Origin of the sequence: Pseudomonas sp. WS 5071 (assembly GCF_012985765.1) — a bacterium.
GTDB classification, from domain to species: Bacteria; Pseudomonadota; Gammaproteobacteria; order Pseudomonadales; family Pseudomonadaceae; genus Aquipseudomonas; species Aquipseudomonas lundensis_A.
On the sequence record NZ_JAAQWY010000017.1, the window covers coordinates 54,521 to 78,707 of the forward strand.

General features: G+C 58.5%; 22 protein-coding genes. 10 read left to right on the forward strand and 12 right to left on the reverse strand.

The genetic code is table 11. The annotated features are described in order from the left end of the window. Nucleotides 1–185: 185 nt before the first annotated feature. Both HBN61_RS12370 and oadA read left to right on the forward strand, forming a co-directional pair. Nucleotides 186–1,601, forward strand: a complete 1,416-nt coding sequence (locus HBN61_RS12370; protein ID WP_094994097.1) for an acetyl-CoA carboxylase biotin carboxylase subunit — start codon at nt 186–188, stop codon at nt 1,599–1,601. 11 nt (nt 1,602–1,612) lie between these two features. Continuing rightward, nucleotides 1,613–3,421 (forward strand): sodium-extruding oxaloacetate decarboxylase subunit alpha, encoded by a 1,809-nt coding sequence (gene oadA / locus HBN61_RS12375; protein WP_094991127.1) that lies wholly within the window; start codon nt 1,613–1,615, stop codon nt 3,419–3,421. 810 nt (nt 3,422–4,231) lie between these two features. On the opposite strand, the gene HBN61_RS12380 is transcribed toward oadA, so the two are convergent. The 3 genes from HBN61_RS12380 to HBN61_RS12390 are packed head-to-tail and all read right to left on the reverse strand — an operon-like array spanning nt 4,232 to nt 6,013. Next, nucleotides 4,232–4,912, reverse strand: coding sequence for a GNAT family N-acetyltransferase (locus HBN61_RS12380; protein ID WP_170046879.1), 681 nt, complete (start codon nt 4,910–4,912; stop codon nt 4,232–4,234). 14 nt (nt 4,913–4,926) lie between these two features. Next, on the reverse strand, nt 4,927–5,379 hold the full coding sequence (locus HBN61_RS12385; protein ID WP_170046880.1) for a GNAT family N-acetyltransferase: 453 nt from the start codon (nt 5,377–5,379) through the stop codon (nt 4,927–4,929). 4 nt (nt 5,380–5,383) lie between these two features. Then, complete coding sequence (locus HBN61_RS12390) at nt 5,384–6,013, reverse strand: FMN-binding negative transcriptional regulator (RefSeq protein WP_170046881.1); 630 nt, start codon at nt 6,011–6,013, stop codon at nt 5,384–5,386. 89 nt (nt 6,014–6,102) lie between these two features. On the opposite strand from HBN61_RS12390, the gene pdxR reads away from it, so the two are divergent. After that, nucleotides 6,103–7,650, forward strand: a complete 1,548-nt coding sequence (pdxR, locus tag HBN61_RS12395) for a MocR-like pyridoxine biosynthesis transcription factor PdxR (protein WP_170046882.1) — start codon at nt 6,103–6,105, stop codon at nt 7,648–7,650. 64 nt (nt 7,651–7,714) lie between these two features. Here the strand turns inward: pdxR and HBN61_RS12400 are convergent, their stop codons facing one another. The 5 genes from HBN61_RS12400 to HBN61_RS12420 form a co-directional block, all read right to left on the reverse strand. Beyond that, entirely contained in the window at nt 7,715–8,815 is a 1,101-nt protein-coding gene (locus HBN61_RS12400) for a polyamine ABC transporter substrate-binding protein (protein ID WP_169962513.1), read from the reverse strand. A gap of 13 nt (nt 8,816–8,828) precedes the next feature. Next, nucleotides 8,829–9,860, reverse strand: a complete 1,032-nt coding sequence (locus tag HBN61_RS12405; protein WP_170046883.1) for a histone deacetylase family protein — start codon at nt 9,858–9,860, stop codon at nt 8,829–8,831. A 183-nt stretch (nt 9,861–10,043) separates the two neighbouring features. Continuing rightward, nucleotides 10,044–11,036, reverse strand: a complete 993-nt coding sequence (locus tag HBN61_RS12410) for an AraC family transcriptional regulator (RefSeq protein ID WP_094994105.1) — start codon at nt 11,034–11,036, stop codon at nt 10,044–10,046. Between the two features lie 68 nt (nt 11,037–11,104). Continuing rightward, nucleotides 11,105–12,109 carry an asparaginase gene (locus tag HBN61_RS12415; protein ID WP_094994106.1) on the reverse strand — a complete coding sequence of 335 codons (1,005 nt, stop codon included), beginning with the start codon at nt 12,107–12,109 and terminating at the stop codon, nt 11,105–11,107. Nucleotides 12,110–12,165: 56 nt separating this feature from the next. Then, a complete protein-coding gene (locus tag HBN61_RS12420) occupies nt 12,166–13,587 on the reverse strand; it encodes an alanine/glycine:cation symporter family protein (RefSeq protein WP_170046884.1) in 1,422 nt (473 codons plus the stop codon). A 768-nt stretch (nt 13,588–14,355) separates the two neighbouring features. Here HBN61_RS12420 and HBN61_RS12425 point away from each other — a divergent pair. Further along, on the forward strand, nt 14,356–14,706 hold the full coding sequence (locus HBN61_RS12425) for a DUF6124 family protein (protein WP_169962519.1): 351 nt from the start codon (nt 14,356–14,358) through the stop codon (nt 14,704–14,706). A gap of 149 nt (nt 14,707–14,855) precedes the next feature. Here HBN61_RS12425 and aspA read toward each other — a convergent pair whose 3' ends face one another. Beyond that, on the reverse strand, nt 14,856–16,280 hold the full coding sequence (aspA, locus tag HBN61_RS12430) for an aspartate ammonia-lyase (protein WP_094994109.1): 1,425 nt from the start codon (nt 16,278–16,280) through the stop codon (nt 14,856–14,858). Nucleotides 16,281–16,459: 179 nt separating this feature from the next. Between aspA and HBN61_RS12435 the strand changes: the two genes are divergently transcribed. Beyond that, nucleotides 16,460–17,371, forward strand: coding sequence for a LysR substrate-binding domain-containing protein (locus HBN61_RS12435; protein WP_094994110.1), 912 nt, complete (start codon nt 16,460–16,462; stop codon nt 17,369–17,371). An 82-nt stretch (nt 17,372–17,453) separates the two neighbouring features. Here the strand turns inward: HBN61_RS12435 and HBN61_RS12440 are convergent, their stop codons facing one another. After that, a complete protein-coding gene (locus HBN61_RS12440) occupies nt 17,454–18,005 on the reverse strand; it encodes a reprolysin-like metallopeptidase (RefSeq protein ID WP_094994111.1) in 552 nt (183 codons plus the stop codon). A 432-nt stretch (nt 18,006–18,437) separates the two neighbouring features. On the opposite strand from HBN61_RS12440, the gene purE reads away from it, so the two are divergent. From purE to HBN61_RS12460, 4 genes are all read left to right on the forward strand, one after another. Next, on the forward strand, nt 18,438–18,929 hold the full coding sequence (purE, locus tag HBN61_RS12445) for a 5-(carboxyamino)imidazole ribonucleotide mutase (RefSeq protein WP_047279087.1): 492 nt from the start codon (nt 18,438–18,440) through the stop codon (nt 18,927–18,929). An 11-nt stretch (nt 18,930–18,940) separates the two neighbouring features. Beyond that, complete coding sequence (locus tag HBN61_RS12450) at nt 18,941–20,026, forward strand: 5-(carboxyamino)imidazole ribonucleotide synthase (RefSeq protein ID WP_094994112.1); 1,086 nt, start codon at nt 18,941–18,943, stop codon at nt 20,024–20,026. 106 nt (nt 20,027–20,132) lie between these two features. Then, entirely contained in the window at nt 20,133–20,381 is a 249-nt protein-coding gene (locus HBN61_RS12455) for a GlsB/YeaQ/YmgE family stress response membrane protein (RefSeq protein ID WP_094994113.1), read from the forward strand. 81 nt (nt 20,382–20,462) lie between these two features. Continuing rightward, nucleotides 20,463–20,999, forward strand: a complete 537-nt coding sequence (locus tag HBN61_RS12460) for a DUF3299 domain-containing protein (RefSeq protein WP_169962523.1) — start codon at nt 20,463–20,465, stop codon at nt 20,997–20,999. A 71-nt stretch (nt 21,000–21,070) separates the two neighbouring features. On the opposite strand, the gene HBN61_RS12465 is transcribed toward HBN61_RS12460, so the two are convergent. Both HBN61_RS12465 and HBN61_RS12470 read right to left on the reverse strand, forming a co-directional pair. Next, nucleotides 21,071–21,979, reverse strand: a complete 909-nt coding sequence (locus HBN61_RS12465) for a D-hexose-6-phosphate mutarotase (RefSeq protein WP_170046885.1) — start codon at nt 21,977–21,979, stop codon at nt 21,071–21,073. 56 nt (nt 21,980–22,035) lie between these two features. Beyond that, the gene (locus HBN61_RS12470) at nt 22,036–22,437 is read right to left on the reverse strand and encodes an acyl-CoA thioesterase (RefSeq protein WP_003438129.1); all 402 of its coding nucleotides are present in this window, start codon (nt 22,435–22,437) and stop codon (nt 22,036–22,038) included. A 377-nt stretch (nt 22,438–22,814) separates the two neighbouring features. Between HBN61_RS12470 and HBN61_RS12475 the strand changes: the two genes are divergently transcribed. Next, entirely contained in the window at nt 22,815–24,104 is a 1,290-nt protein-coding gene (locus HBN61_RS12475) for an MFS transporter (protein WP_170046886.1), read from the forward strand. Nucleotides 24,105–24,187: the final 83 nt, after the last annotated feature.

Sequence of the window (24,187 nt, forward strand, 5' to 3'; positions counted from 1 at the left end):
TAGTTTTTCCTGAAGCAGCAAGTGCTCTGACTATAAGTGGTTACTTATGCACGACCCAAGAAATATTGATTTTTGTTTATCAATGCGCAGGTCTAGTGTGACGACACAACGGTTCAGACACATTTGGACACGTGCCGACCTGGTCTAGCAGGTCGTTTGTTCCATGGGCTTTAGGAAAAATCCAAGTGATAAAAAAGATCCTGATCGCCAACCGCGGAGAAATTGCTGTCCGTATCGTGCGCGCCTGCGCCGAAATGGGCATTCGCTCTGTAGCGGTCTATTCCGAAGCGGATCGGCATGCGTTGCACGTCAAGCGCGCCGACGAAGCGCATAGCATTGGTGAAGATCCGCTGGCCGGTTATTTGAACCCGCGCAAACTGGTGAATCTGGCGGTGGAAACGGGCTGTGACGCCTTGCACCCCGGTTACGGTTTCTTGTCAGAAAACGCTGAATTAGCGGACATCTGTGCAGAGCGCGGCATCAAGTTTATTGGTCCGGCTGCTGAAGTCATTCGCCGCATGGGCGACAAGACCGAAGCCCGCCGCAGCATGATCAAAGCCGGTGTCCCGGTCACGCCAGGCACTGAAGGCAACGTGGCCGATATCCACGAAGCGTTGCAAGAAGGCGAGCGCATTGGCTATCCGGTCATGCTCAAGGCCACCTCGGGTGGCGGCGGTCGCGGCATTCGCCGTTGCAACAGCCGTGAAGAGCTGGAGCAAGCGTTCCCGCGCGTGATTTCCGAAGCCACCAAAGCCTTTGGCTCGGCCGAAGTCTTCCTCGAAAAATGCATCGTGAACCCCAAGCACATCGAAGCGCAGATTCTCGGTGACAGCTTTGGCAACGTGGTGCACCTGTTCGAACGCGACTGCTCAATTCAGCGGCGTAACCAGAAGCTCATCGAAATCGCCCCAAGCCCCCAACTGACCCCGGAACAGCGCGCCTACATCGGCGACCTGTCAGTGCGCGCAGCCAAGGCCGTGGGCTATGAGAATGCTGGCACCGTGGAGTTCCTGCTCGCCGAGGGCGAGGTGTACTTCATGGAGATGAACACCCGGGTGCAGGTGGAACACACCATCACCGAAGAAATCACCGGCATCGACATCGTTCGCGAACAAATCCGTATCGCCTCCGGCTTGCCGCTGTCGATCAAGCAAGAAGATATTCAGCACCGCGGCTTTGCCCTGCAATTTCGGATCAACGCCGAAGACCCGAAAAACAACTTCCTGCCCAGCTTCGGCAAGATCACGCGCTACTACGCGCCCGGTGGTCCCGGCGTGCGCACAGATACGGCGATCTACACCGGCTACACCATCCCGCCGTTTTACGACTCCATGTGTCTGAAACTGGTGGTGTGGGCGCTGACCTGGGAAGAGGCGATGGACCGTGGCTTGCGCGCCCTTGACGACATGCGCCTGCAAGGGGTCAAAACCACAGCCGCGTACTACCAGGAAATCCTGCGTAACCCGGAATTCCGTAGCGGCCAGTTCAACACCAGCTTCGTTGAAAGCCATCCTGAACTGACCAACTACTCGATCAAGCGCAAACCCGAAGAGCTGGCATTGGCCATCGCTGCCGCCATCGCCGCCCACGCAGGCCTGTGAGGAACATAAGAATGTCCAAGAAGATTTTTGTAACTGACACCATCCTGCGTGACGCCCACCAGTCGTTGCTGGCTACCCGCATGCGCACCGAAGACATGCTGCCGATCTGCGACAAGCTCGACAAGGTCGGCTACTGGTCGCTGGAAGTGTGGGGCGGCGCCACGTTTGATGCCTGCGTACGTTTCCTCAAGGAAGACCCGTGGGAGCGCCTGCGCCAACTGCGCGCGGCACTGCCCAACACACGTCTGCAAATGTTGCTGCGTGGTCAAAACCTGTTGGGCTATCGCCACTACAGCGACGACGTGGTCAAAGCCTTTGTGGCCAAGGCTGCTGTCAACGGCATCGACGTGTTCCGCATCTTTGACGCCATGAACGACGTGCGTAACCTGCGGGTTGCCATTGAAGCGGTCAAGGCGGCTGGCAAGCATGCGCAGGGCACCATCGCTTATACCACCAGCCCGGTTCACACCACCGAAGCGTTCGTGGCACAGGCCAAGCAGATGGAAGCCATGGGTTGCGATTCTGTCGCCATCAAAGACATGGCCGGCCTGCTCACGCCGTTCGCCACGGGTGATCTGGTCAAGGCGCTGAAAGCTGAAATCAGCCTGCCGATTTTTATCCATTCCCACGACACTGCCGGTCTGGCAGCCATGTGCCAGCTCAAAGCAGTGGAAAACGGTGCTGACCACATCGACACGGCCATCTCCAGCTTCGCCTGGGGCACCAGCCACCCCGGCACCGAATCGATGGTTGCAGCCCTCAAAGGCAGCGAATACGACACCGGTCTGGACTTGGCGCTGTTGCAGGAAATTGGTTTGTACTTCTACGCCGTGCGTAAGAAGTATCACCAGTTTGAAAGCGAATTCACCGCCGTTGATACCCGTGTGCAGGTCAACCAAGTGCCTGGCGGCATGATCTCCAACCTGGCCAACCAGCTCAAAGAGCAGGGTGCGCTGAACCGCATGAACGAAGTGCTGGCCGAAATCCCGCGTGTTCGTGAAGACCTGGGCTTCCCGCCGCTGGTGACACCGACCTCGCAAATCGTGGGTACGCAGGCGTTCTTCAACGTGTTGGCGGGCGAGCGCTACAAGACCATCACCAACGAAGTGAAGCTCTACCTGCAAGGCGGCTACGGCAAGGCGCCGGGTGTGGTGAACGAGACGCTGCGTCGTCAGGCGATCGGCAACGAAGAGCTGATCGACGTGCGCCCGGCCGATTTGCTCAAGCCGGAAATGGTCAAACTGCGCGGTGAGATTGGTGCGCTGGCCACGTCCGAAGAAGACGTGCTGACCTACGCCATGTTCCCCGACATCGGCCGTAAATTCCTTGAAGAGCGTGCGGCGGGTGCCTTGGTGCCGGAAGCCCTGTTGCCGATCCCGGAAGCGGGCGGCGTGACCAAGGCGGGTGGCGAGGGCGTACCGACCGAGTTCGTGATCGACGTACACGGCGAAAGCTACCGCGTAGACATCACCGGGGTGGGTGTGAAAGCCGAAGGCAAGCGTCATTTCTACCTCTCCATCGACGGTATGCCGGAAGAAGTGGTGTTCGAGCCTCTCAACGAATTTGTCGGCAGCGCGATTGGCAAGCGCAAACAAGCCAGCGAGCCGGGCCACGTCAGCACCACCATGCCTGGCAACATCGTCGATGTGTTGGTCAGCGTCGGTGACACCGTCAAGGCTGGCCAATCGGTACTGATCACCGAAGCCATGAAAATGGAGACTGAAGTACAGGCCGCCATTGCAGGAAAAATTGTCACCATCCACGTAATCAAAGGCGACCGCGTCAACCCGGGCGAAATCCTGATCGAAATCGAAGCCTGATACGCCTTTGATTCAAACGCTTTAAACCTCGGGGGAGCACGTGCTCCCCTTTTTTTTTGCGCGCTCCTGCCACGCTGTTCACCCTGCGTGTCGCTGCTGCTCGCGTCCTGTGCGCGGTCAACACGTATCAAGGGCTGACGCGGTTAAAACGTCCTGTTCTTAGTCTCATTGCCGCCTCAATCCAGGCGCAGAGACAACCTTTGTGGTTTCAACATATCAACCGGCACATTGACCCAATTGCTGATCCCGTCTTGATCAATCATCGCCACCAGCACCGTATCGCTTGCGCCCTTGGGGTTTGAGTAAAGCGACCGAACCCCGCCGTGGCGCCAGAATCCGTCACCGATGTACGACGCAGCTGGGCGATGATTTCCATTGCGGCAGCAGACAGCGTCAACTGGATACCCGCTTGGGTGGGTAGCACCTTGGTCGCGGCTGCGGTTGGAGGTTTATCGGGCCAATTAATGTTGCACTCGCCGCAATGGCCCGATGGGTCATCAGAAAGTCTGCTCGAAGAGGGTTTATCACTACGCCTCTCAGGGTTGCAGGCAGCGGCAGTCTGCAACGGTGGTTAAAACGTACATTGAGTAAATACCTGTTCGAGCAGTACATCGACAGTCTGTTTTATTAACGTTAAGTCATTGCGCGGGTTTCATTTATTTAAAGAAGCGTCTTACATCGATGCGTGATAAGTGGCGTTATTTATTGATGATAAAACGCGAAAGTTGCCGTGTAGTTGTAGGGGATTCTCCAAGTTGGCGATTGAAAGGTAAGGCATGTTGTCGAGGTGATGCCTGTTCTGATCATTTTTTATACAGTCATTGCCCTGCATTCTTCCAGCGTCTTGATTTGGCCGCTTACTGGCTGGTTATCACGTGCCAGCCATTTTTCAAAGCCGGTGGCGATAGCGGGCCATTCCGTACTGATTATGCTGTACCACGTGGTATCCCTGTTTTTGCCTTTAACTACCATATGCTGGCGAAAAACACCTTCGAATGTGTAACCCAATCGTACTGCAGTACGTTTGGATCGCGCGTTGTCGTTGTTGCATTTCCACTCCAACCGACGATTGCCCAAGTTGAAGGCTTCTCTGGCCAGCAGGTAGACGGCTTCGGTGCTTTTGGGCGAGCGCTGCATGGGGGCGCCAAATGCCACATGGCCAATCTCGATGCGCCCGTGCTCCGACACGATACACATCAGGCTGAGCAGGCCCTGGGCCTGTTCAGCGGCGCTGTCGATGACTGCATAAAAATGCGGGTCGCGGCTGGCGGCGTTTTTTGTCAGCCATTCATCAAATGCAGAGCGTTCGCTGAAAGGTCCATAAGGCAAGTAATCCCACAGCTTGGGATCACTCGCTGGTCCCTGTAAGGCTAGCCACAAATCGTCGCTATGCCGGGTCGGATCGAGTTTTTCGAGGCGAATGTAAATCCCCTCAAGGGTTCTGCTATCCGGGGCTGCGGCCGGTTGCCAGTGTTGTAGAGATTCGGACATGGCGCGTTCCTTGATTACGACAAAACGTTACGAAATTGAATGAAGCCGGGACGATCTGCGATGCGTTCATACAGGCGAATCGCCGTGGCATTGGTTTCCTGCGTCAGCCAATGCACTTTGGCGCAATCAAGGGCGCGGGCGTGGGCATAAACGTGCTCAATCAACTGGCGTCCCACTCCGGTACCCCGCACCTGCGGGCTGACATACAGGTCTTGCAGGTAACAGGAATTACCCACGCTCCAGTTAGAGCGATGAATGACCGTCTGCACCATGCCCACTGCCTCATCACCTTGCCAGGCAAGGGCCAGATGGGTGGGTTCGGACGGGTCCATGAAGCGCTGCCATGTGCTCTCGCTCACTTCGTCGCCCAGCGTGGTGTTGTAGAACGTCAGGTACGCCTGCCAGAGCGGCATCCAGGCGTCACGATCGGCCGCCGTGGCGGGTTTGATTTGAAGGGACTGAGTCATGGGGCTATTCCTTGGTGATTAAATGAGCGAGTGCGTGGTCTTGCGGGTTATTACTGGCCAAAAGGCCGTCGCGCACGCCCGCCTGATCGGCAGCGCTGCGGCTTTGGCTGAGTTTGCGTTGGCCGATGAGGCGGCTGATGGGCAGGCTGAAACCGACAATCGCCTTGAGCAGGCTGTCGATGTAGTCGCGCGGTGCGTCACTGACCGCCCACGGTTGGGGTCGATTGGCCTCATGGCGCTCGCTTAACCGGGTGACCACGCGCAACAGGCCTGGGCCGTCATCAAAAACAGTGGCCTTGCCGTAAGCATGAACGGCGACGTAGTCCCATGTCGGCACGGCTTTCCCGTGATCGGCTTTGCTGGGGTAGAAGGTCGGGCTGATGTAAGCCTGTTCACCCGCAAAAATGACCATTGCTTCAGCACCCTCGGCCAAGGCGCGCCATTGCGCATTGGCGCGCGCCAAGTGGCCATAGAGCGTGCCGTGGCTGCCTTCATCAGGGCTTAGCAATAAGGGGATGTGACTCGCTGCCAGACCTTGCTCGCCTTGGGTGACGACCACGGGTAGCGGAGTTGCCAGGATTTGGGCATGCAAACGTTCGAGGTCGTTTTCTGCAAAGGCGCGGGGTACGTACATGGAAGATTTCCTTGGCGAATGCCTGCATCCTAGGCAGGCTATTGGCTTGTTGTAAGAGCCACTCCCGGTCAATTTCGTAGGTCCAATTTATGTCGGATTCAGCACTGTCCATCGCTTTCAACCCTGCGGGTATCCAGCTTGACCCCAAAAAGGGGCTGAGCCGACAGCTGTATCACGCGTTGCGTGAGCGCGTGCTGGACGGTCGGCTGAGTAGCGGCGCGCGTTTGCCCGCCAGTCGCGATCTGGCTGCAGCGCTGGGCATTTCACGCAATAGCGTGGTGCGCGCCTACGATCAGCTGTACGCCGAAGGCTTTATCGAGGGACGCATCGGGGACGGCACGTACGTGGCGCAGTTACCCGATAAATCGGCCTTGCCGAAAAAGTTGTCCACCAACTTGTCCACAGGGTTTCCAACAGGCTTACCCACAGGTTTATCCACAAAAATCCCCGTTTTACCTGTAATTACATCCAGTAAAGTTATCCACAGCAGTGCTTTGCACAAGGTAGCCAGGCACTCATTGGACTTGCCGCCGAGTGGTCCTCCGCGGGCTTTTAGGGTGGGCGTTCCGGCCTTTGACTTATTCCCTTTTGATGTATGGAGCAAGCTGCAAGCGGGTTTCTGGCGAAAACCGGATTTACAACAACTGTGCTACGGCGACCCGGCGGGGGATGCGCGATTACGTGGGCTAATCGCAGCGTACTTACGGGCTTCACGGGGATTATCCTGCACAGCTGAACAAATTTTGATCACCTGCGGCGCGCAACAGGGAATTAGCCTTTGTGCACAGTTGCTGGTGGAGCCCGGCGAAGGCGTGGCTGTGGAAAACCCGGGCTACCACGCTGCCGCGCAAGCGTTTGCGATTGCAGGGGCGCAGGTGCTGGGCGTGCCGGTCGATCAAGAGGGCATGCGCTGCGACTTGTTGGCGAGGCTGGCCAATTGCCGTTTGGCGTATGTCACGCCTTCTCACCAGTACCCTTCAGGTGTGACCCTGAGCCTGGCGAGGCGCCTGGAGCTACTCGATTGGGCCGAGCACACCCAAGGCTGGATCGTCGAAGACGACTACGACGGCGAGTACCGTTACAGCGGGGCACCACTGTCGCCACTGGCGGCGCTGGATCGTCAAGGGCGAGTGATCTATGTAGGCACCTTCGGCAAGGTGGCGTTTCCGGCGCTGCGTTTAGGGTATTTGGTGCTGCCCAACGCCCTGATCGAGCCTTTCGCTCAGCGTCGTTCGTTGGATATGCGTCACTCGGAAGTCAGTACTCAGGCCGTGATGGCTGAGTTCATGGCCAGTGGGCACTTTCAGCGTCATATCAGGCGCATGCGCCGTGCTGCCATCAGTCGGCGCAATGCGTTGATGGCGCATTGGCCGCAGGGGGTGGAAGGCTTGGGGGATTTACCGGCGATTGCAGCAGGCCTGCACGTGACCGTGGCGGTCAGTAGCCTTGAGCGCGAGCAAGCCCTGTTGGCGCAAGCCAATGAGGTGGGTGTGGAAATCAACGGCTTGAGCCGCTACTGGCTGCATCACTCCACCGAGCCTGTGGATAACCGTGCCGGGCTGGTGCTCGGGTTCGCAGCCGTGCCCGAAGCGGATATCAAATCCGCGTTAGCGCGGCTCAGCCGCGTGTGGCGATAAAGCCCTGTAGCCGCTGGCGCCGCTGGCGCCGCTGTCGCGGGTTGCGCCAGCGGCTCCGGTCGACTCAGGTGCCCGACTTGATTTTGGTCCAGGCCCGCGTGCGGGCGCGTTCAGCTTCACGGGGCAGTGGGGTCAGGGTGTACAGCGTTGTCATTGCCGCTTCAGTCGGGTACAGGTTCGGGTTGTTGCGGATGCTCGGGGCCACGAGGTCGGTCGCATCTTTGTTCGGGTTGGGGTACCCGACAAAATCACTGATTGGCGCAATGACCTTGGGTTGTAGCAAGTAGTTGATGAAGGTGTAGGCGTCTTCTTTATCTTTAGCGCCTTTGGGGATCGCGAGCATGTCGAACCAGATCGGGGCGCCCTCTTTAGGTAAGCGCATGTCCACGGTCACGCCGTTGTTGGCTTCTTTCGCCCGGTTGGCCGCTTGGGAGAAACTGCCTGAATAACCCACCGCCACGCAGATGTCGCCATTGGCGATGTCGGCCATGTACTTGGATGAGTGGAAATACGTGACATAAGGCCGAATCTTCAACAGCAGCGCTTCAGCTTTGGCGTAGTCCTTTGGGTTGGTGCTGTTGGGATCAAGCCCCAAATGTTGCAGCGCCAGCGGCAAAATTTCCGACGGAGAATCCAGTAACGCCACACCGCATTGTTTGAGTTTGCTGATGTTCTCTTCGTTGAAAATCAGATCCCAGCTGTCCACAGGCGCATTGTCACCCAGTGCGGCTTTGACTTTGTCCGGGTTGAACCCGATCAAGATAGTGCCGTACATGTACGGCACCGCGAACTGGTTGCCGGGGTCGTTGGCTTCGATCAGCTTCATCAACTTGGGATCAAGGTGGTTCCAGTTCGGCAGCTTGCTGCGATCCAGGGGCTGAAACACGCCCGCCTCGATTTGCTTGGCCAGAAACACATTCGACGGCACCACCACGTCATAGCCTGAGTTGCCGGTGAGCAGCTTGGCTTCCAGCGCTTCGTTAGTATCGAAAATGTCGTAGATGAGCTTCACGTTGGTGTCTTTTTTGAAATCCACCAAAGTTTGCGGGGTGATGTAGTCGAACCAGTTGTACACCCGCAACGTGCGGTCTTCGGCATGCACGGCGGCGCTTGCCAGTGCCGCAGCACACAGCGCGGGAGTGAATAAACGCGTAAGAGCTTTCATTGTTGTTAGGTCCTTATTGAGCGCTCAAAAAGCCTTCAAGTACGTTGACGGCATTGACGCCAATCTCTTCTACCGCGTACCCACCTTCCATCACAAACAACGTCGGCTTGCCCAGGCGCGCAATGCGTTCGCCCATGCGCAGGTAGTCCGGGCTGTCGAGCTTGAACTGGGAAATCGGGTCGGTTTTGAACGTGTCCACGCCCAACGAAATCACCAGCACCTCGGCGTCGTAACGCTCGATTTCAGCACACGCCTCTTCCAGGGCGGCGCTCCAGCGATCCCAGGCCGAACCGGCGGCCAGCGGATAGTTGAAGTTGAAACCTTCGCCCGCGCCTTCACCCCGTTCATCTTCGTAGCCCAGAAAGAACGGAAACTCGGCTTCGGGGTGACCGTGAATCGAGGTGAACAACACGTCGTTGCGTGCATAGAAAATCGACTGCGTTCCGTTGCCGTGGTGGTAGTCCACGTCAAGGATGGCCACTTTGCTGCGGCCCTGATCGAGGAATGCCTGCGCCGCAATGGCTGCGTTATTGAGGTAGCAATAACCGCCCATCAAATCGCTGGCGGCGTGATGACCCGGCGGCCTGCACAACGCGAAAGCGCTGTGAGCGCCACGTTGAATTTCTGCTTGTGCTGTAAGCGCCACTTGCGCGGCGCTGTAAGCCGCTTGCCACGTGCCCGCTGTAATTGGCGCGCCGCCATCGAAGCTGTAATAACCCAATTGCCCATGCAGGCTCGTGGGAATGACCGCGCGTAAGGTGCGGGCAGGCCAGGTGTAGGGCAACAAGTCGCCGTCGCGCCCGTGCTCGGTCCAGCGCTCCCACGCGCCCTGGAAAAAATCCAGATAGGCCGGGGTATGAATGCGTTCGATGGGCACGCGGCCAAAATCGCGCGGGGCCTGCACCGGGCCCAGTTCACGGGTTTGAACCCGTTGCAGAATGTGATCGGCACGTGAGGGCATTTCGAAGCAAGGCATCAGTTGCCCGTCCATCAACTCGCAACGGCCGTGATGCAGGTGGTGATCATCTGAATAGATCGTCAGCATTTTTCTTATTCTCCGCAGGCTTGATCGGTGACCTACAGTCTTGCGGCCTCGGACGTTTCAGAGAACGGCAGGAGCGGCCAAAAGGGGATGGATATGGCCAAAATGACTGACCTGAATTCGCCCCTTTTCGGCGCGGGTGTGCGCCATTTTCAGGCATAAAAAACAGACGGCAGGGTGGTGGGGTTAGGCGCGAAACTGGCTGGGTGAGACACCGCTCCAGCGCACGAACGCGTGGCGAAAGCTGGCGGTTTCGCTAAACCCCAGGTTCTCGGCAATCCGGTAGATCGGCCATTCGGTCTCATTGAGTAGCAGTTTGGCGCGCTCAAAGCGCAGGTCGTCGAGCAGCGTTTGATAGCTGCACCCCATGTCGTGCAAGTGGCGACGCAACGTACGCGGCGAGCAGTTCATTTGTTCGGCCAAGCCCTCCAGCCCCGGGGCGGCATGCAGTTGTGCAGCCAACAGCTGGCGGATGCGATCCAGCCACGACTGGCGGCCCGTGAACTCCAGGTTCTGTTTGCGGCAGCGCTCGGCCATCGCCTGATGGGTCACGGCATCGGCCAGCGGCAAGGGTTCATCGAGCCAGCGCGGGTCGAAGCCGAACGCGTTGTCACAGGCTTGGAAGGCGTGTGGGCAGTCAAAGCTGTGCGCGTAGTGGGCGTAATAGTCCGGGGCAGGGTGAGCGAAGCGTGCGCCCGCGAGGGGAAGCGGACGGCCTAATAAATCCTCGCAAATGACTTTGAGCGACGTCAGGCACAGCTCGGCGTTGAATACAGCCAAGTGCGGGCTTTCGCGATAACCGGTTGCGCAGAACCAGACGACCTCGTCTTCAACGTTCAGGCTCAGTTCAAAAAGTGTTCCCAGCAGCGCCGGGTAGCGCAAAGCCAGGCGTAAAGCGTCACCTAAGGTGGCACTGGTGAGTAAGGCGTAACCCAGCATGCCGTAGGACGACACGTGCATACGTTGACCCAATTCCAGACCGATTTCGCGGCGAATGGCCACGGCGTTGGCGCACACGCGCATTTCCTGATTGGTGGTGATGCGCGTGTCGGCGCGGCTCAAATCGGCGGCGCGTATACCGCTGCCGGCCAATAGCGCTTCACTGGACAAGCCTTCGGCCCTGAAGGTGCTGAGCACCAACGAAACCGCGTTCAGGGTGGTGAGATGGGAATGCAGCATGCTCGCTTCCAGCGGGAGGATGCTGGAAGGGAGCAAGTTGTGTGCCGGATAACGATGTGATGAGGGCGTTACACCAGCTCCCCGCACACATCGAGTTCAATCAGGCGGCGCACTTCGGTCAATGGCAGGTCGGCACCCAGCAAGGCATGGAGCTTGCCAAACACCGCTTCGCGGGTCATGCCGCCACCTGAGAGCACACCCGCCTCACGTAGGCGGCTACCGGCTTCGTACACGTCCAGCTCCACACCGCCTTCATGGCATTGAGTGATGGCGACAATCACGATGCCGTTTTCCTGCGCCCGTTGCAGGCTGGCGAGGAAAGCCGGGTCGTCACTGGGGCCTGTGCCGCTGCCGAAACACTCCAGTACCAGGGCTTCGATGCCGCTGTTGAGCAGCGCATCGAGTTGCGGCGCGCCAATGCCCGGCACCAGTGGCAGCACGCCCACGTTAGCCATGTGCTTAGGCCGGGTGTAGAGCAGCTCGCCGGGGATGTAATCCGCCGGGGTGCCACCGCCGTTGCGGGTGAGCGTCACGAACGGGTTGCGCCCGAAGCTGCGCACTTTGGCGCAACGGGTGGGCGCCATCAGTTGGCCATGGAAGTACAGCTGAACCCCGTGTGGTTGGCCTTGGCTCAATGCTGACAACGCGCCGCTGACGTTTTCCCACGCGTCGCTGTCAGGCACGCCCGCGGGCAGCATGGAGCCGGTGAACAGTACCGAAGCTGGCAGGCCGATCAGTTGAAAGCTCATTGCCGCCGCGCTGTAGGCCAGTGTGTCTGTGCCATGCAGGACCAGGACGGCGTCGCAGCCTTCCTGCTCGATTGCCGCAATGATCGCGGCACTCAGGCGCAGCCAGTAGGCGGGGGTCATGTTGGCGCTGTCGATCAGCGGGCTCATTTCGCGAAAGCACCATTGCGGCACGTTCAAGTCGGGCTGGCTGGCGAGAAACTCGCCCATGCGCGCTTCAAAACCCGAGGCAGGCGCAAGGCCGTTGGCGCTGGCTTGCATGCCGATGGTGCCACCGGTGTAGAGCACCATCACGCGTTCGGCAGGGTAGGAAGTGGCAGCAGTCATGTGTAGTCCCCATAAGCAAAAACGCGGCGGTTCTGTTCAGAACCGCCGCGTCAGTGTCAGCGTTTTGTGTCTTCGACCTTGGCGGCCGGTGTCGGCGGCCAGGCCTTCAAGTCCAGGTCCAGGTCCGAGAATTTACTGGAATCGAACACCGGTGTCTTGATCCCGGCGCGACGTTGGTCGTCGTAGTCCTTGAGCACGCGCATACAAATTTTGAACAGCATGGCCAAGGCAATCAGGTTCACGAACGCCAGCATGGTCATGGTGATGTCAGCGAAGGCGAAGACCGTTTGCAGGTTTTCAATCGAGCCCCAGAAGATCAACACCAGCACCAGTGCGCGGTAGCCCATCAGTGCCTTGCGGTTTTCACCGACCAGGAAACGCAGGTTGTTCTCGCCCAGGTAGTAGTTGTAAAGCATCGAGGTGAACACGAACAACGCCAGGGCCACGCTGATAAAAATGCGGCCCCATTCACCGACAACAGCGGCCAGCGAGTTTTGGGTCAGGGCAATGCCGTCGCCTTCAAAGCCCGGCGTGTAAAAGCCCGATAGCAAAATCAGCAGCGCTGTACAGGTGCAGATGACAAAGGTGTCGAGGAACACGCTGAATGCTTGCACCACGCCCTGCGCGATCGGGTGCTCAACGTCTGCCACTGCGGCCACGTTCGGAGCGCTGCCCAAGCCTGCTTCGTTGGCGAATACGCCACGTTTGACACCCATCACAATCGCGCTGCCGATCAGGCCGCCAAACACCGGGTCCATGCCGAAGGCGCTTTTGACAATGTGGCCGAGCATGGCTGGCACTTGGTCAAACTGCAGCACGATCACGTACAGGGTCACGGCGATGTAGGCGAGGGTTTTGACCGGCACCAGCAGGTCGGCCACCGAGGCGATGCGTTTGATACCGCCGATGAACACCAGGCCCAGCAGCACGGCGATGGCGAAACCGGTGTAGTTAACCTCAAAACCGAAAGCGTCTTGCAGCGAGTGCGTCACGGCGTGGGCTTGCAGGCCCATGAAGGCAAAGCCGAAGGTGATCAGCAACAACACCGCCATCAGTTTGCCCATCCAGGCTTTGCCCAACCCGTGCTTCATATAGAAGGAAGGACCGCCCCGCAGTTGGCCTTCGGCATCGCGGCGTTTGTACAGTTGGCCCAAAGAGCATTCGATCAGGCTGCTGGACATGCCGACCAGCGCGGTCACCCACATCCAGAACACGGCGCCGGGGCCGCCGAGGGTCACGGCAATGCCGACGCCCGCGATGTTGCCCGCGCCCACACGGCCCGCAAGGCTCAGCATCAATGCCTGAAACGAGCTCAGTTGACCGGCGCTGCTGCGCAAGCTGTCTTTGAACACCGCAAACATGTGCAGGAAGTAACGAAACTGAACGAAACGCGAGCGGATCGTGAAGTAGCCACCGAGCCCAACCATGAGCACGATTAGCACTTTCCCTGAGAGGAAGTCATTGATGACTTCAAGCATGGATTATTCCTCGCTGTTTTTATCTGATGGCAATACGGCCGGATCGAAATATCGCGTTACACCCGTGTGTGCAGGGCAAAAACGTAGGCGATCAAGGCGACCCTGGCCATGTTGCTGCTTGGTTTACGATGCTGTTTGCGCAGTGCCGCTGGCCGCTGTTGCGGGGCCGATGCATGGCAAGAGGGCGGGCACTATACCTAGGCGCAGTGGAAGCGTCTGCATAAGCCATTGATTTTTCATGTGCACACGTCTGAAAAGTGCTGTTTTGGTGTAGGAATTAACCTTGATTCCGGGGGGCCAGCACGTGCCGATATCACTGCGTGGCAGTGGCTGAAAATCGGATGGACGGGCGCCTTGCCCTCGATCGTTGCTGCAAGCCGCACCCTGTTCTTAGGCAGGAGCTCAACGCCACGCACGATGGGCTGCGAACCGCTAAAAAAGAGGGTTTTCGTACGACGCTTCCCTTTCAATCCGCAGAAACTTCCTTGAAAATCCCGTTCGCTTGCGCCTGCCAATATCGGGGTCTAGTCTCGGCCCATCGCTGCACACTCAGCGGTCGGGTTTAGTCGCCCGGTATGAAACCAGGCGCAAGGCGCCACCTCCGCGAGGCGTTTTTTTCGGCCTCTCGTTTTATGGTGGCCGTGCGCAGGGCGCCTTCGAGCGCGCCGGGTTCCTGGTTTCTCCGGTCGACTAACCTGCGTACGGCTGCCACCCATTCGTTTAGTCGCGACAGGTGACAGCTCCTTTATTGAAACCAGGAGTGATGTCATGAAAAAAATTGTTCCAGATCCCCCTTCGTCCATCCTGCCGGATGCGGCGCAGTGCCTTTCTCCGTCACTTGACCGTGCGGCCGCCGAACGCGCGCTCAATTACTACCTTGACGACCATCAGCCTGCTCGCCCCGTGGGGACGGCCACGTATGCCATCCCGGACAGTGTCAATTTAGAAGCGGCCCTGGCCCAGGCGTCAGACTTGTTGCGCTGCATGGGGGCAACGGCGAGCGAGGCGGGGAATGGATTGAACGGGTCGCCGCGTGATGTGGTGTTGTCGATTGTGTATCTGGCGGAGCTGGCCAAGGCGTACGTCGACAAATCGCTGGACTGTCTGGTGACGCACTAAGCCGCACGCGCCTGCTTGGCGACAGGCGCGTCAACCCCCTCATGGCGTGCAACGATACGCGAGCAAAAAAAAGGACCTGCAGATAAATCTGCAAGTCCTCAAAAGGTGAGAGGTGTCTAGTCCCTCGACCTGGTGATCGTGTTACCGCATCAGGCCTTCAGAGGCACCAGACGCGGAGCAATCATGTTTTCCGGGCGCAGGATGTCGTCGAGCATGGCGTCGTCGAGCAAGCCTTCTTCACGCACCAGTTCCAGCACGCCGCGGCCGCTTTCAAGGGCGATGCGGGCGATGCGGGTGGCGTTTTCATAGCCGATGTACGGGTTCAGTGCGGTCACCAGGCCGATCGAATGTTCGACCAGTTCGCGGCAACGCGCTTCGTTGGCGGTGATGCCGACGATGCAGTGTTCGCGCAGCATGTCCATGGCACGTTGCAGCAAGCGGATCGAGTCGAAGATCTTGAAGGCGATCAACGGCTCCATCACGTTCAATTGCAGTTGGCCACCTTCGGCGGCGATGGTCAGTGCCAAGTCGTTACCGATGATCTGGAACGCCACCTGGTTAACGGCTTCCGGGATAACCGGGTTGACCTTGCCGGGCATGATCGAGCTGCCGGGCTGACGCGCTGGCAGGTTGATTTCATTGATACCGGTACGTGGGCCGCTGGACAGCAGGCGAAGGTCGTTGCAGATCTTCGACAGCTTGACCGCTGTACGCTTGAGCATGCCGGAGAACAGTACGAACGCGCCCATGTCGGAGGTGGCTTCGATCAGGTCGGCAGCCGGAACCAGCGGGTGACCGCTGATGGTGGCCAGACGGGTCACGGCCAGGTGCTGGTAGCGCGGGTCGGCGTTGATGCCCGTGCCAATCGCGGTACCGCCCAGGTTCACTTCGGTCAGCAGCTCTGGCGCCAGTGTCTTCAGGCGTGCCAAGTCTTCGCCCAATGTGGTGGCGAATGCGTGGAATTCCTGGCCGAGGGTCATCGGCACAGCGTCTTGCAGCTGGGTACGGCCCATCTTCAGGACGTGGTTGAACTCGACGCCTTTGGCCGCGAAGGCCTGAATCAGGCTGTCGAGGCTGGCCAGCAGCGCGTCGTGACCCAACAACAGGCCCAGACGGATGGCCGTCGGGTAAGCGTCGTTGGTGGACTGCGCCATGTTTACGTCGTTGTTTGGGTGCAGGTATTGGTATTCGCCTTTCTGGTGGCCCATGGCCTCCAGCGCGATGTTGGCGATCACTTCGTTGGCATTCATGTTGGTTGAAGTGCCAGCGCCGCCTTGAATCATGTCCACCACGAACTCTTCATGGAAGTCGCCGCGTACCAGACGGGCGCAGGCTTCGCTGATGGCCGCATGCTTTGGCGCGCTCAGGTGGCCCAGTTCGCGGTTAGCATCTGCCGCGGCTTGCTTGACCATGGCCAGGGCCACAACCAACTTTGGGTAATGCGAAATCGGAACGCCGGAGAGACGGAAGTTGTTCACCGCTCGCAGGGTCTGGATGCCGTAATACGCTTGAGCGGGTACTTCGAGTACGCCAAGCAGGTCTTTTTCAGTGCGGAAAGATGCAGCGGAGGACATGATAGAAATCATCTCGATAAGGACCCGGTATAGGCCGGAACGCTGCGAATCCTAGGCTTGCGGACTATTTTGGGCCAATGCCTTTAAACACTATCCTATGCAGAAACGGCATAATGCCGACGTGACGCGACGGGCGCGTCGAACGTGTGACCCAAATTGGTGCACCTCGGAGAGGCTCAATGAATCTCGAAAGTAAATGGCTGGAAGACTTCAGTGCACTGGCCGCCACCCGCAGTTTTTCTCAAGCGGCTGAGCGTCGTTTCGTGACGCAACCGGCCTTCAGTCGACGTATTCGCAGCCTCGAAGCGGCCTTGGGGCTGACGTTGGTGAATCGTTCCCGCACCCCGGTGGAGTTGACTGCGGCCGGTCAACTGTTTTTGGTCACCGCGCGTACGGTGGTCGAGCAGTTGGGCGAGGTGTTGCGCCACCTGCATCACCTTGAAGGCGGGCAGGGTGAGGTCATGCAAGTGGCTGCCGCGCACTCGCTTGCGCTGGGTTTTTTCCCGCGCTGGATCGCGCAATTGCGCAATGAAGGGCTGAACATTGCGACACGCCTTGTTGCGACTAACGTCGGAGACGCGGTGCATGCATTGCGCGAGGGCGGCTGCGATTTGATGCTGGCTTTTTACGATCCGGACGCTGCGTTGCAGATGGACCCGGAGATTTTCCCGTCGTTGCATTTAGGCAATACCGAAATGTTGCCAGTGTGCGCTGCCGATGCGGACGGCAAACCGCTGTTCGACCTGGAAGGCGATGCAAGCGTGCCCTTGCTGGCCTACAGCGCGGGGGCGTTTTTAGGGCGCTCGGTCAATTTGCTGCTGCGCCAGCGCAGCCTGCGCTTTACCACTATTTATGAAACTGCCATGGCAGATAGCCTCAAGAGCATGGCGCTAGAGGGGCTGGGCATTGCCTGGGTGCCTCATTTGAGCGTGCGCGCCGAGCTGGCGCGCGGCGAACTGGTGGTGTGTGGCGGGCCGCAATGGCACGTGCCCCTGGAGATTCGTCTGTATCGCTGTGCGTTGGTGCGCAAGGCTAACGTGCGATTGCTGTGGCGCAAGCTGGAAGGCGGGGCTACCCCTTCGGCAACGTGAAAAGGAAGGCCTGTCGAGCAGGCCTATCCGCTTATTCGACGCTTTCGTTAAAAGCCGAATGGGCAACCACGCGTGCGGGGGGTCAGGGGGCGTCTTTCAGGTAATTAACAATGTGCTCACGGTTTTTCCGGGTATAGCGATAGCAGTTTGCACGGGCTGCACTCACCTCTGGGTACACATAGGTTTCGCACGGGATACCCCAGGGGTTCCAGCCTATTTCCGCGTCTTCATGAGTCGCTGTGAAACTATGCCCTACTTCATGGGCAATCACTTGGTAGCTACTGACACTGGCAATGAGGGCGGGTTTTCGCGGGATGGCGGCCCCTAAGACCTGGTCGTTAATCTTGCCATTGATCACCAGAATGTAGCGCTCGGTTTGGGTCCAGCCCAAGTTGTTGGCGTTTTTATAGGCGGCGGCCACGGCCATCCAGCGATCCGCGACCTCTTGAGCGCTTTTGGAGGTGTAGTTGAAATCAGTGACCCCCGGAATGTTTCTTAGCAAGTTGAATTTGAATGTGCGCCCTGTAATGGCAGAGATTTCGTCCGTGAAGTCTTTGAAATATTGAAGGGCGAGAACACGATCGCTCAAGGTCACATCGTTGTGTACAAAAATATGAAACGTGATGGGCTTCATCTATAAATCCTTTTATGCATGAAGAGCGCTTTGCAGGGTGTGCTGGGCACGGTGTCATGTCGCTTGTTATCAAGCTGGCTTCATTAGTTAAGGCGTAGACGGGGGGGTTAACGACGCGTGGTGTCTGTGAGTCGACCTGCTTTTTTCGCCTGTGGCTGTAAGTTTTTTCGATTGCGTGTTGGCGTGGCCGCAGGATGCGCGGGCGTGCATGTGGCCTGACCCAAGGGTCAGTAAAACCGGGTGTTTGCACGATTTAAATGGCTGCGGACAGATGGTCGTCAAAGGTGCTTTTAACGCACTTCTTTGGGGTATACTGCGCGGCCTTCGGCTGGCTTGACCGGCCTTAATTCCTATAACAAGCCACGTCGGATCCCCCACGTGGCTTGTTGTTTTTTGACGCGCCTGCGGGCGCCCAAGAGAAGAGGCGCGACGATGAGTGCACTGGTAGGCGTGATCATGGGCTCCAAGTCCGATTGGTCCACCCTCAGCCACACCGCCGATATGCTGGAAAAACTCGGCATTCCTTACGAAGTGAAAGTGGTCTCTGCCCACCGCACGCCGGATTTGCTGTTCCAGTATGCCGAAGAGGCCGAAGGCCGCGGAATCGAGGTCATTATTGCCGGTGCCGGTGGCGCAGCCCACTTGCCAGGCATGTGTGCGGCAAAAACCCATTTGCCTGTGCTCGGCGTGCCGGTGCAGTCATCGATGCTGTCGGGCGTCGACTCGCTGTTGTCGATCGTGCAAATGCCCGCGGGCATTCCAGTGGCGACGCTGGCCATCGGCAAGGCCGGGGCGATCAACGCCGCGTTGTTGTCCGCCAGCATCCTGGGCGCCAAGCACCCGCAGTTCCATACCGTGTTGAAAGCATTCCGTGCTGAACAGACTGACAGCGTGCTGGACAATCCAGACCCGCGCCTGGCCTGAGGTTTCTAACGATGAAAATCGGTGTAATCGGTGGCGGCCAGTTGGGTCGCATGCTGGCTCTGGCGGGCACTCCGCTGGGCATGAACTTCGCCTTCCTTGACCCTGCGCCTGACGCCTGTGCGGCGCCTTTGGGCGAGCATCTGCGTGCGGATTACGGCGATCCGGATCACCTGCGCCAGTTGGCGGACGAAGTCGATCTGGTGACCTTTGAGTTCGAAAGCGTGCCGGCCGAAACCGTGGCGTTCCTGTCGCAGTTCGTACCGGTGTACCCGAGTGCCGATGCGCTGCGCATTGCCCGTGATCGCTGGTTCGAAAAAAGCATGTTCAAGGACTTGGGTATTCCTACCCCGGCCTTTGCCGACATTCAGTCCCAGGCGGACCTGGATGCAGCGGTGGCCAGCATTGGCCTGCCAGCCGTGCTCAAAACCCGCACCCTGGGTTACGACGGCAAGGGCCAAAAAGTGCTGCGCACCCCGGCCGATGTGGTGGGTACGTTTGCCGAACTGGGCAGCGTCGCATGCTTGCTGGAAGGGTTTGTACCCTTCACGGGTGAAGTGTCGCTGATCGCCGTGCGCGGTCGTGATGGCGAAACCCGGTTCTACCCGTTGGTGCATAACACCCACGACAGCGGCATTCTCAAGCTGTCGGTTGCCAGTACCGACCACCCGCTGCAAGCGCTGGCCGAAGACTACTCCAGCCGTGTGCTCAAGCAGCTGGATTACGTGGGCGTGATGGCGTTCGAGTTCTTTGAAGTCGACGGGGGTCTCAAGGCCAACGAAATCGCGCCTCGGGTTCACAACTCGGGTCACTGGACCACCGAAGGCGCCGAATGCAGCCAGTTCGAAAACCACCTGCGTGCCATTGCTGGCCTGCCGCTGGGTTCGACGGCCAAAGTGGGCGAGAGCGCCATGCTCAACTTTATTGGTACGGTGCCTGCGGTTGAGAAGGTGGTGGCGATTGCCGATTGCCATTTGCATCACTACGGCAAGGCGTTCAAGGCGGGTCGTAAAGTGGGCCACGCCAACTTGCGCTGTGCCGACATGGCGACCCTGCAAGCGCAGATCCTGCGGGTTGAAGCGCTGATCGACGAAGCATAAACGGTACATCGGCGGGAACCATTCGGTTGCCGCCGCCCTCTGATGGCGTGATGCCAAAGTGCTGTCTAGGCTTTGGTTTAACACCATTCAAAGAGAGGGATCGTCCATGGGCATCATCGGAACCATTTTTATCGGCTTGATCGTTGGCCTGCTGGCCCGTTTCCTGAAGCCGGGCGACGACAGCATGGGCTGGATCATGACCATCCTGCTGGGTATCGGCGGTTCGTTGGCAGCTACGTACGGCGGCCAGGCGCTGGGTATCTATAAGGCGGGCGAAGGTGCCGGCTTTATCGGCGCAGTGGTCGGTGCCGTGATTCTGCTGATCATTTACGGCATGGTCTCTAAAAAGAACTGACCGGATGCGGCTTCTCTCTGCGCCAGGCGCAGAGAGGGCTAGAATGCGCGGCGTCCTACGTCTTTCTTAGTTGAGTCCGCCATGCGCCGTCTTGTAATGACCTTTCTTTTGCTGGGCGCAAGCCTGGTACACGCGGCAGACTTGCCGGAAACCGATTGGCTCGAGCTGATGCCGAAGTCGGATCAATTAGCCCTCGAACAAATGCCCGAAATCGATCATGACTCACCTGAAGCGCAGGGGACGTTTACCGATAAGGGTGGCCTGAAACAAAGCGAAGGCCTGCCAGCCGTTATGTATTCCACCAAGACAGTGGCCAGCATGAACGGCAAGACCATCCGTCTGGGCGGCTATCCGGTGCCGCTCGAAAGCGACGCGAAAGGGCGCAGCACGCTGTTTTTCCTCGTGCCTTACCCGGGTGCCTGTATCCACGTTCCGCCTCCGCCTCCCAATCAATTGGTGCTGGTGCGTTATCCAAAAGGCTTGAAGCTGGATGACATTTACACGCCGTTGTGGGTAACGGGCACGTTGAAGGTCGAAAAGGTTACCAATGACTTGGCCGATGCGGCGTATGCGCTGGACGCCGGGCAGGTGCGGGTGGTGAAGGAAGAGGATCTGTAAGGGTTTGTAAGTCGCTGACAGGCCGCACGTGTTGATCGCGGCCTCGTGCTGATTGTCAGCGGTTACAGGTGTCAGAGCGCGGTTGTGCCAATACTGACGCCCAGCGTGTGGCTGGCGCCCGGCTCCAGTGTGACGACGTCGTCCATTACGTTGGCGGTTTCGATGCACAGCATGCGCTGCCAGCCGTCGGCGGCCATGTCGTTGAAACGCGCGGTCTTGTCGATCCACGGGTTCCAGATCACAGCGCTGCGTGAACCCTCGCTCTGGAGGGTGATGCGACGTTCCCATTCAGGGTCAACGATGCTCAGTGTGTCAGGGGTGTTGAGGTAGATGCGGTCGGTTTCGCCGCTGAAGGTCAAATCCCCTGACTGCTTGACGCGTTTCCAGTCATCCAAAGTTTCGATGTAGGTCAGCCCCTCCACGCCTTCGACACGCACCTGGCTTACATTGCTGACCGCAAAATAGCTGTGCAGCGCCTGGCTGATGCTGACCGATGTGTTGCTGCGGTTATGGCTGACGAGGCTCAGGTGCAGGTGGGTGTCGAGGCGGATCTTCAGGGTCAGCGATACGTCGTGCGGCCAACCGGGCAGGCCGCCCTCTACGTGCGGCAAGCCCAGTTCTATATGCAGCGCTTCGCCGGCGTCATCGTAATCCAGCAGTTCCCACTCTCGGGTGCGTACCAGACCATGGGCGGTGGGGGGTTCTGCGCTGGCACGCATGGCTTGCACGCTGGGCGGGTTGAGGGCTAGGTTGCCAAACCATGGCCAGCAAATCGGTACACCCGCACGAATACCTTTGCCGTGGACGAACTGCGCCTTTTCGTTCAGCCAGATCACCGGTTTGTCGTCACCGACCTGATAGCTCAGCACCTGCGCGCCCTGTTTGGCGATCAGCAGTTGCGCTTGCCCGTGGATAAAGTGCCAGCAGTCCAGCTCGCCCAATTTCAATGAAGTGCTCGGGAGTGACGTGTGGCTGGGCATGACAGGCTCTCTTTACAGGACAAGGGCAGCAGTAGACAGGCAAAACGCCGTCAGGTTTAACGCCGTGGCGGCACCGAGCGCGTGCGGCCGCTGCCATCGATGGCGACGAACACAAATACGGCTTCGGTCACTTTGCGCCATTCGCTGGACAGCGGGTCGTCGCTCCACACTTCGACCATCATCTGGATCGAGCTGCGGCCGATTTCCAGGGCTTGGGTATAGAAGGACAGTTGGGCACCGACTGCCACTGGGACCAGAAACGCCATGCGGTCAATGGCGACGGTGGCGACACGCCCGCCTGCCACTTTGCTGGCCATGGCCGTGCCAGCGAGGTCCATCTGGGACACCAGCCAACCGCCGAAAATATCACCGAAACCATTGGTTTCGCGTGGCAGTGCAGTAATTTGCAAGGCCAGGTCGCCTTGCGGGATTGGATCTTCTTGTTCGAGCTCTAGCATGCCGAAGGGCCTCTGACCCGTGATTCATCATGTGTATTGCGGGTGAAAAAGCGTCTTTAGAAAAACGATTCAGCCCGAACATACTCCGTTCGTCACGTTCTTCCCAAGCCGCACCAAGGGGAAACAACTTCGAGGTATCGGCTGAAGGGACGCATTAGGGCGTGTCGTACAGCCACTCAAAATCCGCAGGTCGTTGCTTACGGTCCGCGAGTATATCGGTCGGCAACGCCGTCTACGACCGTCTGATTCTGCTTTTTAAAGGGGCGACACGTCTACCTCTGTGCTTTTGCAGGCAATTTGTTATCGTTCGTGACCGCCCGGCCTATGCCTGGGGCGTTGCCGCTTTTGCCTAGCCTAATAAGAGATGCCCAAATCCTATGATCACCGAGCCTTCCAGTGCTGCGCCACCTTCGCGTCCCTTGACCCGTAATGACTACAAAACACTCTCGTTGTCTGCCTTGGGCGGCGCGCTGGAGTTTTACGATTTCATTATTTTTGTGTTCTTTGCCACGGTCGTCGGCAAGCTGTTTTTCCCGGCCGATATGCCCGAGTGGCTACGACTGATGCAAACCTTCGGCATTTTCGCTGCCGGTTATCTCGCACGGCCACTGGGCGGCATTGTCATGGCGCACTTTGGCGACCTGCTGGGGCGCAAGAAGATGTTCACCTTGAGCATTTTCATGATGGCTGTACCGACGCTGATCATGGGTTTGCTGCCGACGTATGCGCAGATCGGCATGTGGGCGCCGATCCTGTTGCTGCTGATGCGCGTTATTCAGGGTGCGGCCATTGGGGGTGAAGTGCCGGGCGCGTGGGTCTTTGTGGCCGAGCACGTACCGCCACGGCATGTGGGCTACGCCTGCGGCACGCTGACCTGCGGCCTGACAGCGGGTATTTTGCTGGGCTCGCTGGTGGCCACGGCCATCAACACCCTTTACACCCCGATGGAAGTGTCTGACTACGCGTGGCGTATTTCCTTCTTGCTCGGCGGCGTATTTGGTTTGTTTTCGGTCTACTTGCGTCGCTGGTTGCATGAAACCCCGGTGTTTGCCGAGTTGCAACTGCGCAAGGCACTGGCCGAAGAAGTGCCGCTCAAAACTGTCTTGCGTGACCACCGTGGTGCCATCGCAGTGTCGATGCTGCTGACATGGTTGTTGTCGGCCGGGATCATCGTGGTGATCTTGATGACCCCGACCGTGCTGCAAACCATTTATGGTTTCTCGGCCACGGTTTCATTGAAAGCCAACAGCCTGGCCATTGTTTTCCTGAGCTTGGGATGCATCGCGTCGGGCGCATTGGCGGACCGATTTGGTGCGGGCAAGGTGTTCGTCTTCGGCTGTGCTGCGCTGTTGATTACCTCGTGGACCTTCTATCACAGCCTGTTGCAACACCCGGATTGGTTGTTTCCGCTGTACGCATTGAGTGGTTTGTTTGTAGGCACCATCGGGGCGGTGCCGTATGTCATGGTTAAAGCGTTCCCGCCCGTTGTGCGTTTCAGCGGTTTGTCGTTTTCCTACAACCTGGCGTACGCGATTTTCGGCGGTCTGACCCCGATGGCCGTGACGTTGCTGCTCAAAGAAAGCCCGATGGGCCCGGCGTATTACGTTGCAATCATTTGCACCATGGGTTTATTGGTCGGTGCTTATCTGTGGAAGAAAGGCCGCTGACCCCCGGCCTCTAGCCCTAGGGCGCGCCCGCGCCACTTCTCTGGAAGGCCAGCCATTCATTGCGAATGCTGGCCTTTCATCTA

Bases quoted from the DNA above. Each gene is read 5' to 3' on its own strand.
- oadA (WP_094991127.1), top strand. From the start codon at position 1,613: ATGTCCAAGAAGATTTTTGTAACTGACACCATCCTGCGTGACGCCCAC.
- HBN61_RS12380 (WP_170046879.1), bottom strand. From the start codon at position 4,912: ATGTCCGAATCTCTACAACACTGGCAACCGGCCGCAGCCCCGGATAGC.
- HBN61_RS12385 (WP_170046880.1), bottom strand. From the start codon at position 5,379: ATGACTCAGTCCCTTCAAATCAAACCCGCCACGGCGGCCGATCGTGAC.
- HBN61_RS12390 (WP_170046881.1), bottom strand. From the start codon at position 6,013: ATGTACGTACCCCGCGCCTTTGCAGAAAACGACCTCGAACGTTTGCAT.
- pdxR (WP_170046882.1), top strand. From the start codon at position 6,103: ATGTCGGATTCAGCACTGTCCATCGCTTTCAACCCTGCGGGTATCCAG.
- HBN61_RS12400 (WP_169962513.1), bottom strand. From the start codon at position 8,815: ATGAAAGCTCTTACGCGTTTATTCACTCCCGCGCTGTGTGCTGCGGCA.
- HBN61_RS12405 (WP_170046883.1), bottom strand. From the start codon at position 9,860: ATGCTGACGATCTATTCAGATGATCACCACCTGCATCACGGCCGTTGC.
- HBN61_RS12410 (WP_094994105.1), bottom strand. From the start codon at position 11,036: ATGCTGCATTCCCATCTCACCACCCTGAACGCGGTTTCGTTGGTGCTC.
- HBN61_RS12415 (WP_094994106.1), bottom strand. From the start codon at position 12,109: ATGACTGCTGCCACTTCCTACCCTGCCGAACGCGTGATGGTGCTCTAC.
- HBN61_RS12420 (WP_170046884.1), bottom strand. From the start codon at position 13,587: ATGCTTGAAGTCATCAATGACTTCCTCTCAGGGAAAGTGCTAATCGTG.
- HBN61_RS12425 (WP_169962519.1), top strand. From the start codon at position 14,356: ATGAAAAAAATTGTTCCAGATCCCCCTTCGTCCATCCTGCCGGATGCG.
- aspA (WP_094994109.1), bottom strand. From the start codon at position 16,280: ATGTCCTCCGCTGCATCTTTCCGCACTGAAAAAGACCTGCTTGGCGTA.
- HBN61_RS12435 (WP_094994110.1), top strand. From the start codon at position 16,460: ATGAATCTCGAAAGTAAATGGCTGGAAGACTTCAGTGCACTGGCCGCC.
- HBN61_RS12440 (WP_094994111.1), bottom strand. From the start codon at position 18,005: ATGAAGCCCATCACGTTTCATATTTTTGTACACAACGATGTGACCTTG.
- purE (WP_047279087.1), top strand. From the start codon at position 18,438: ATGAGTGCACTGGTAGGCGTGATCATGGGCTCCAAGTCCGATTGGTCC.
- HBN61_RS12450 (WP_094994112.1), top strand. From the start codon at position 18,941: ATGAAAATCGGTGTAATCGGTGGCGGCCAGTTGGGTCGCATGCTGGCT.
- HBN61_RS12455 (WP_094994113.1), top strand. From the start codon at position 20,133: ATGGGCATCATCGGAACCATTTTTATCGGCTTGATCGTTGGCCTGCTG.
- HBN61_RS12460 (WP_169962523.1), top strand. From the start codon at position 20,463: ATGCGCCGTCTTGTAATGACCTTTCTTTTGCTGGGCGCAAGCCTGGTA.
- HBN61_RS12465 (WP_170046885.1), bottom strand. From the start codon at position 21,979: ATGCCCAGCCACACGTCACTCCCGAGCACTTCATTGAAATTGGGCGAG.
- HBN61_RS12470 (WP_003438129.1), bottom strand. From the start codon at position 22,437: ATGCTAGAGCTCGAACAAGAAGATCCAATCCCGCAAGGCGACCTGGCC.
- HBN61_RS12475 (WP_170046886.1), top strand. From the start codon at position 22,815: ATGATCACCGAGCCTTCCAGTGCTGCGCCACCTTCGCGTCCCTTGACC.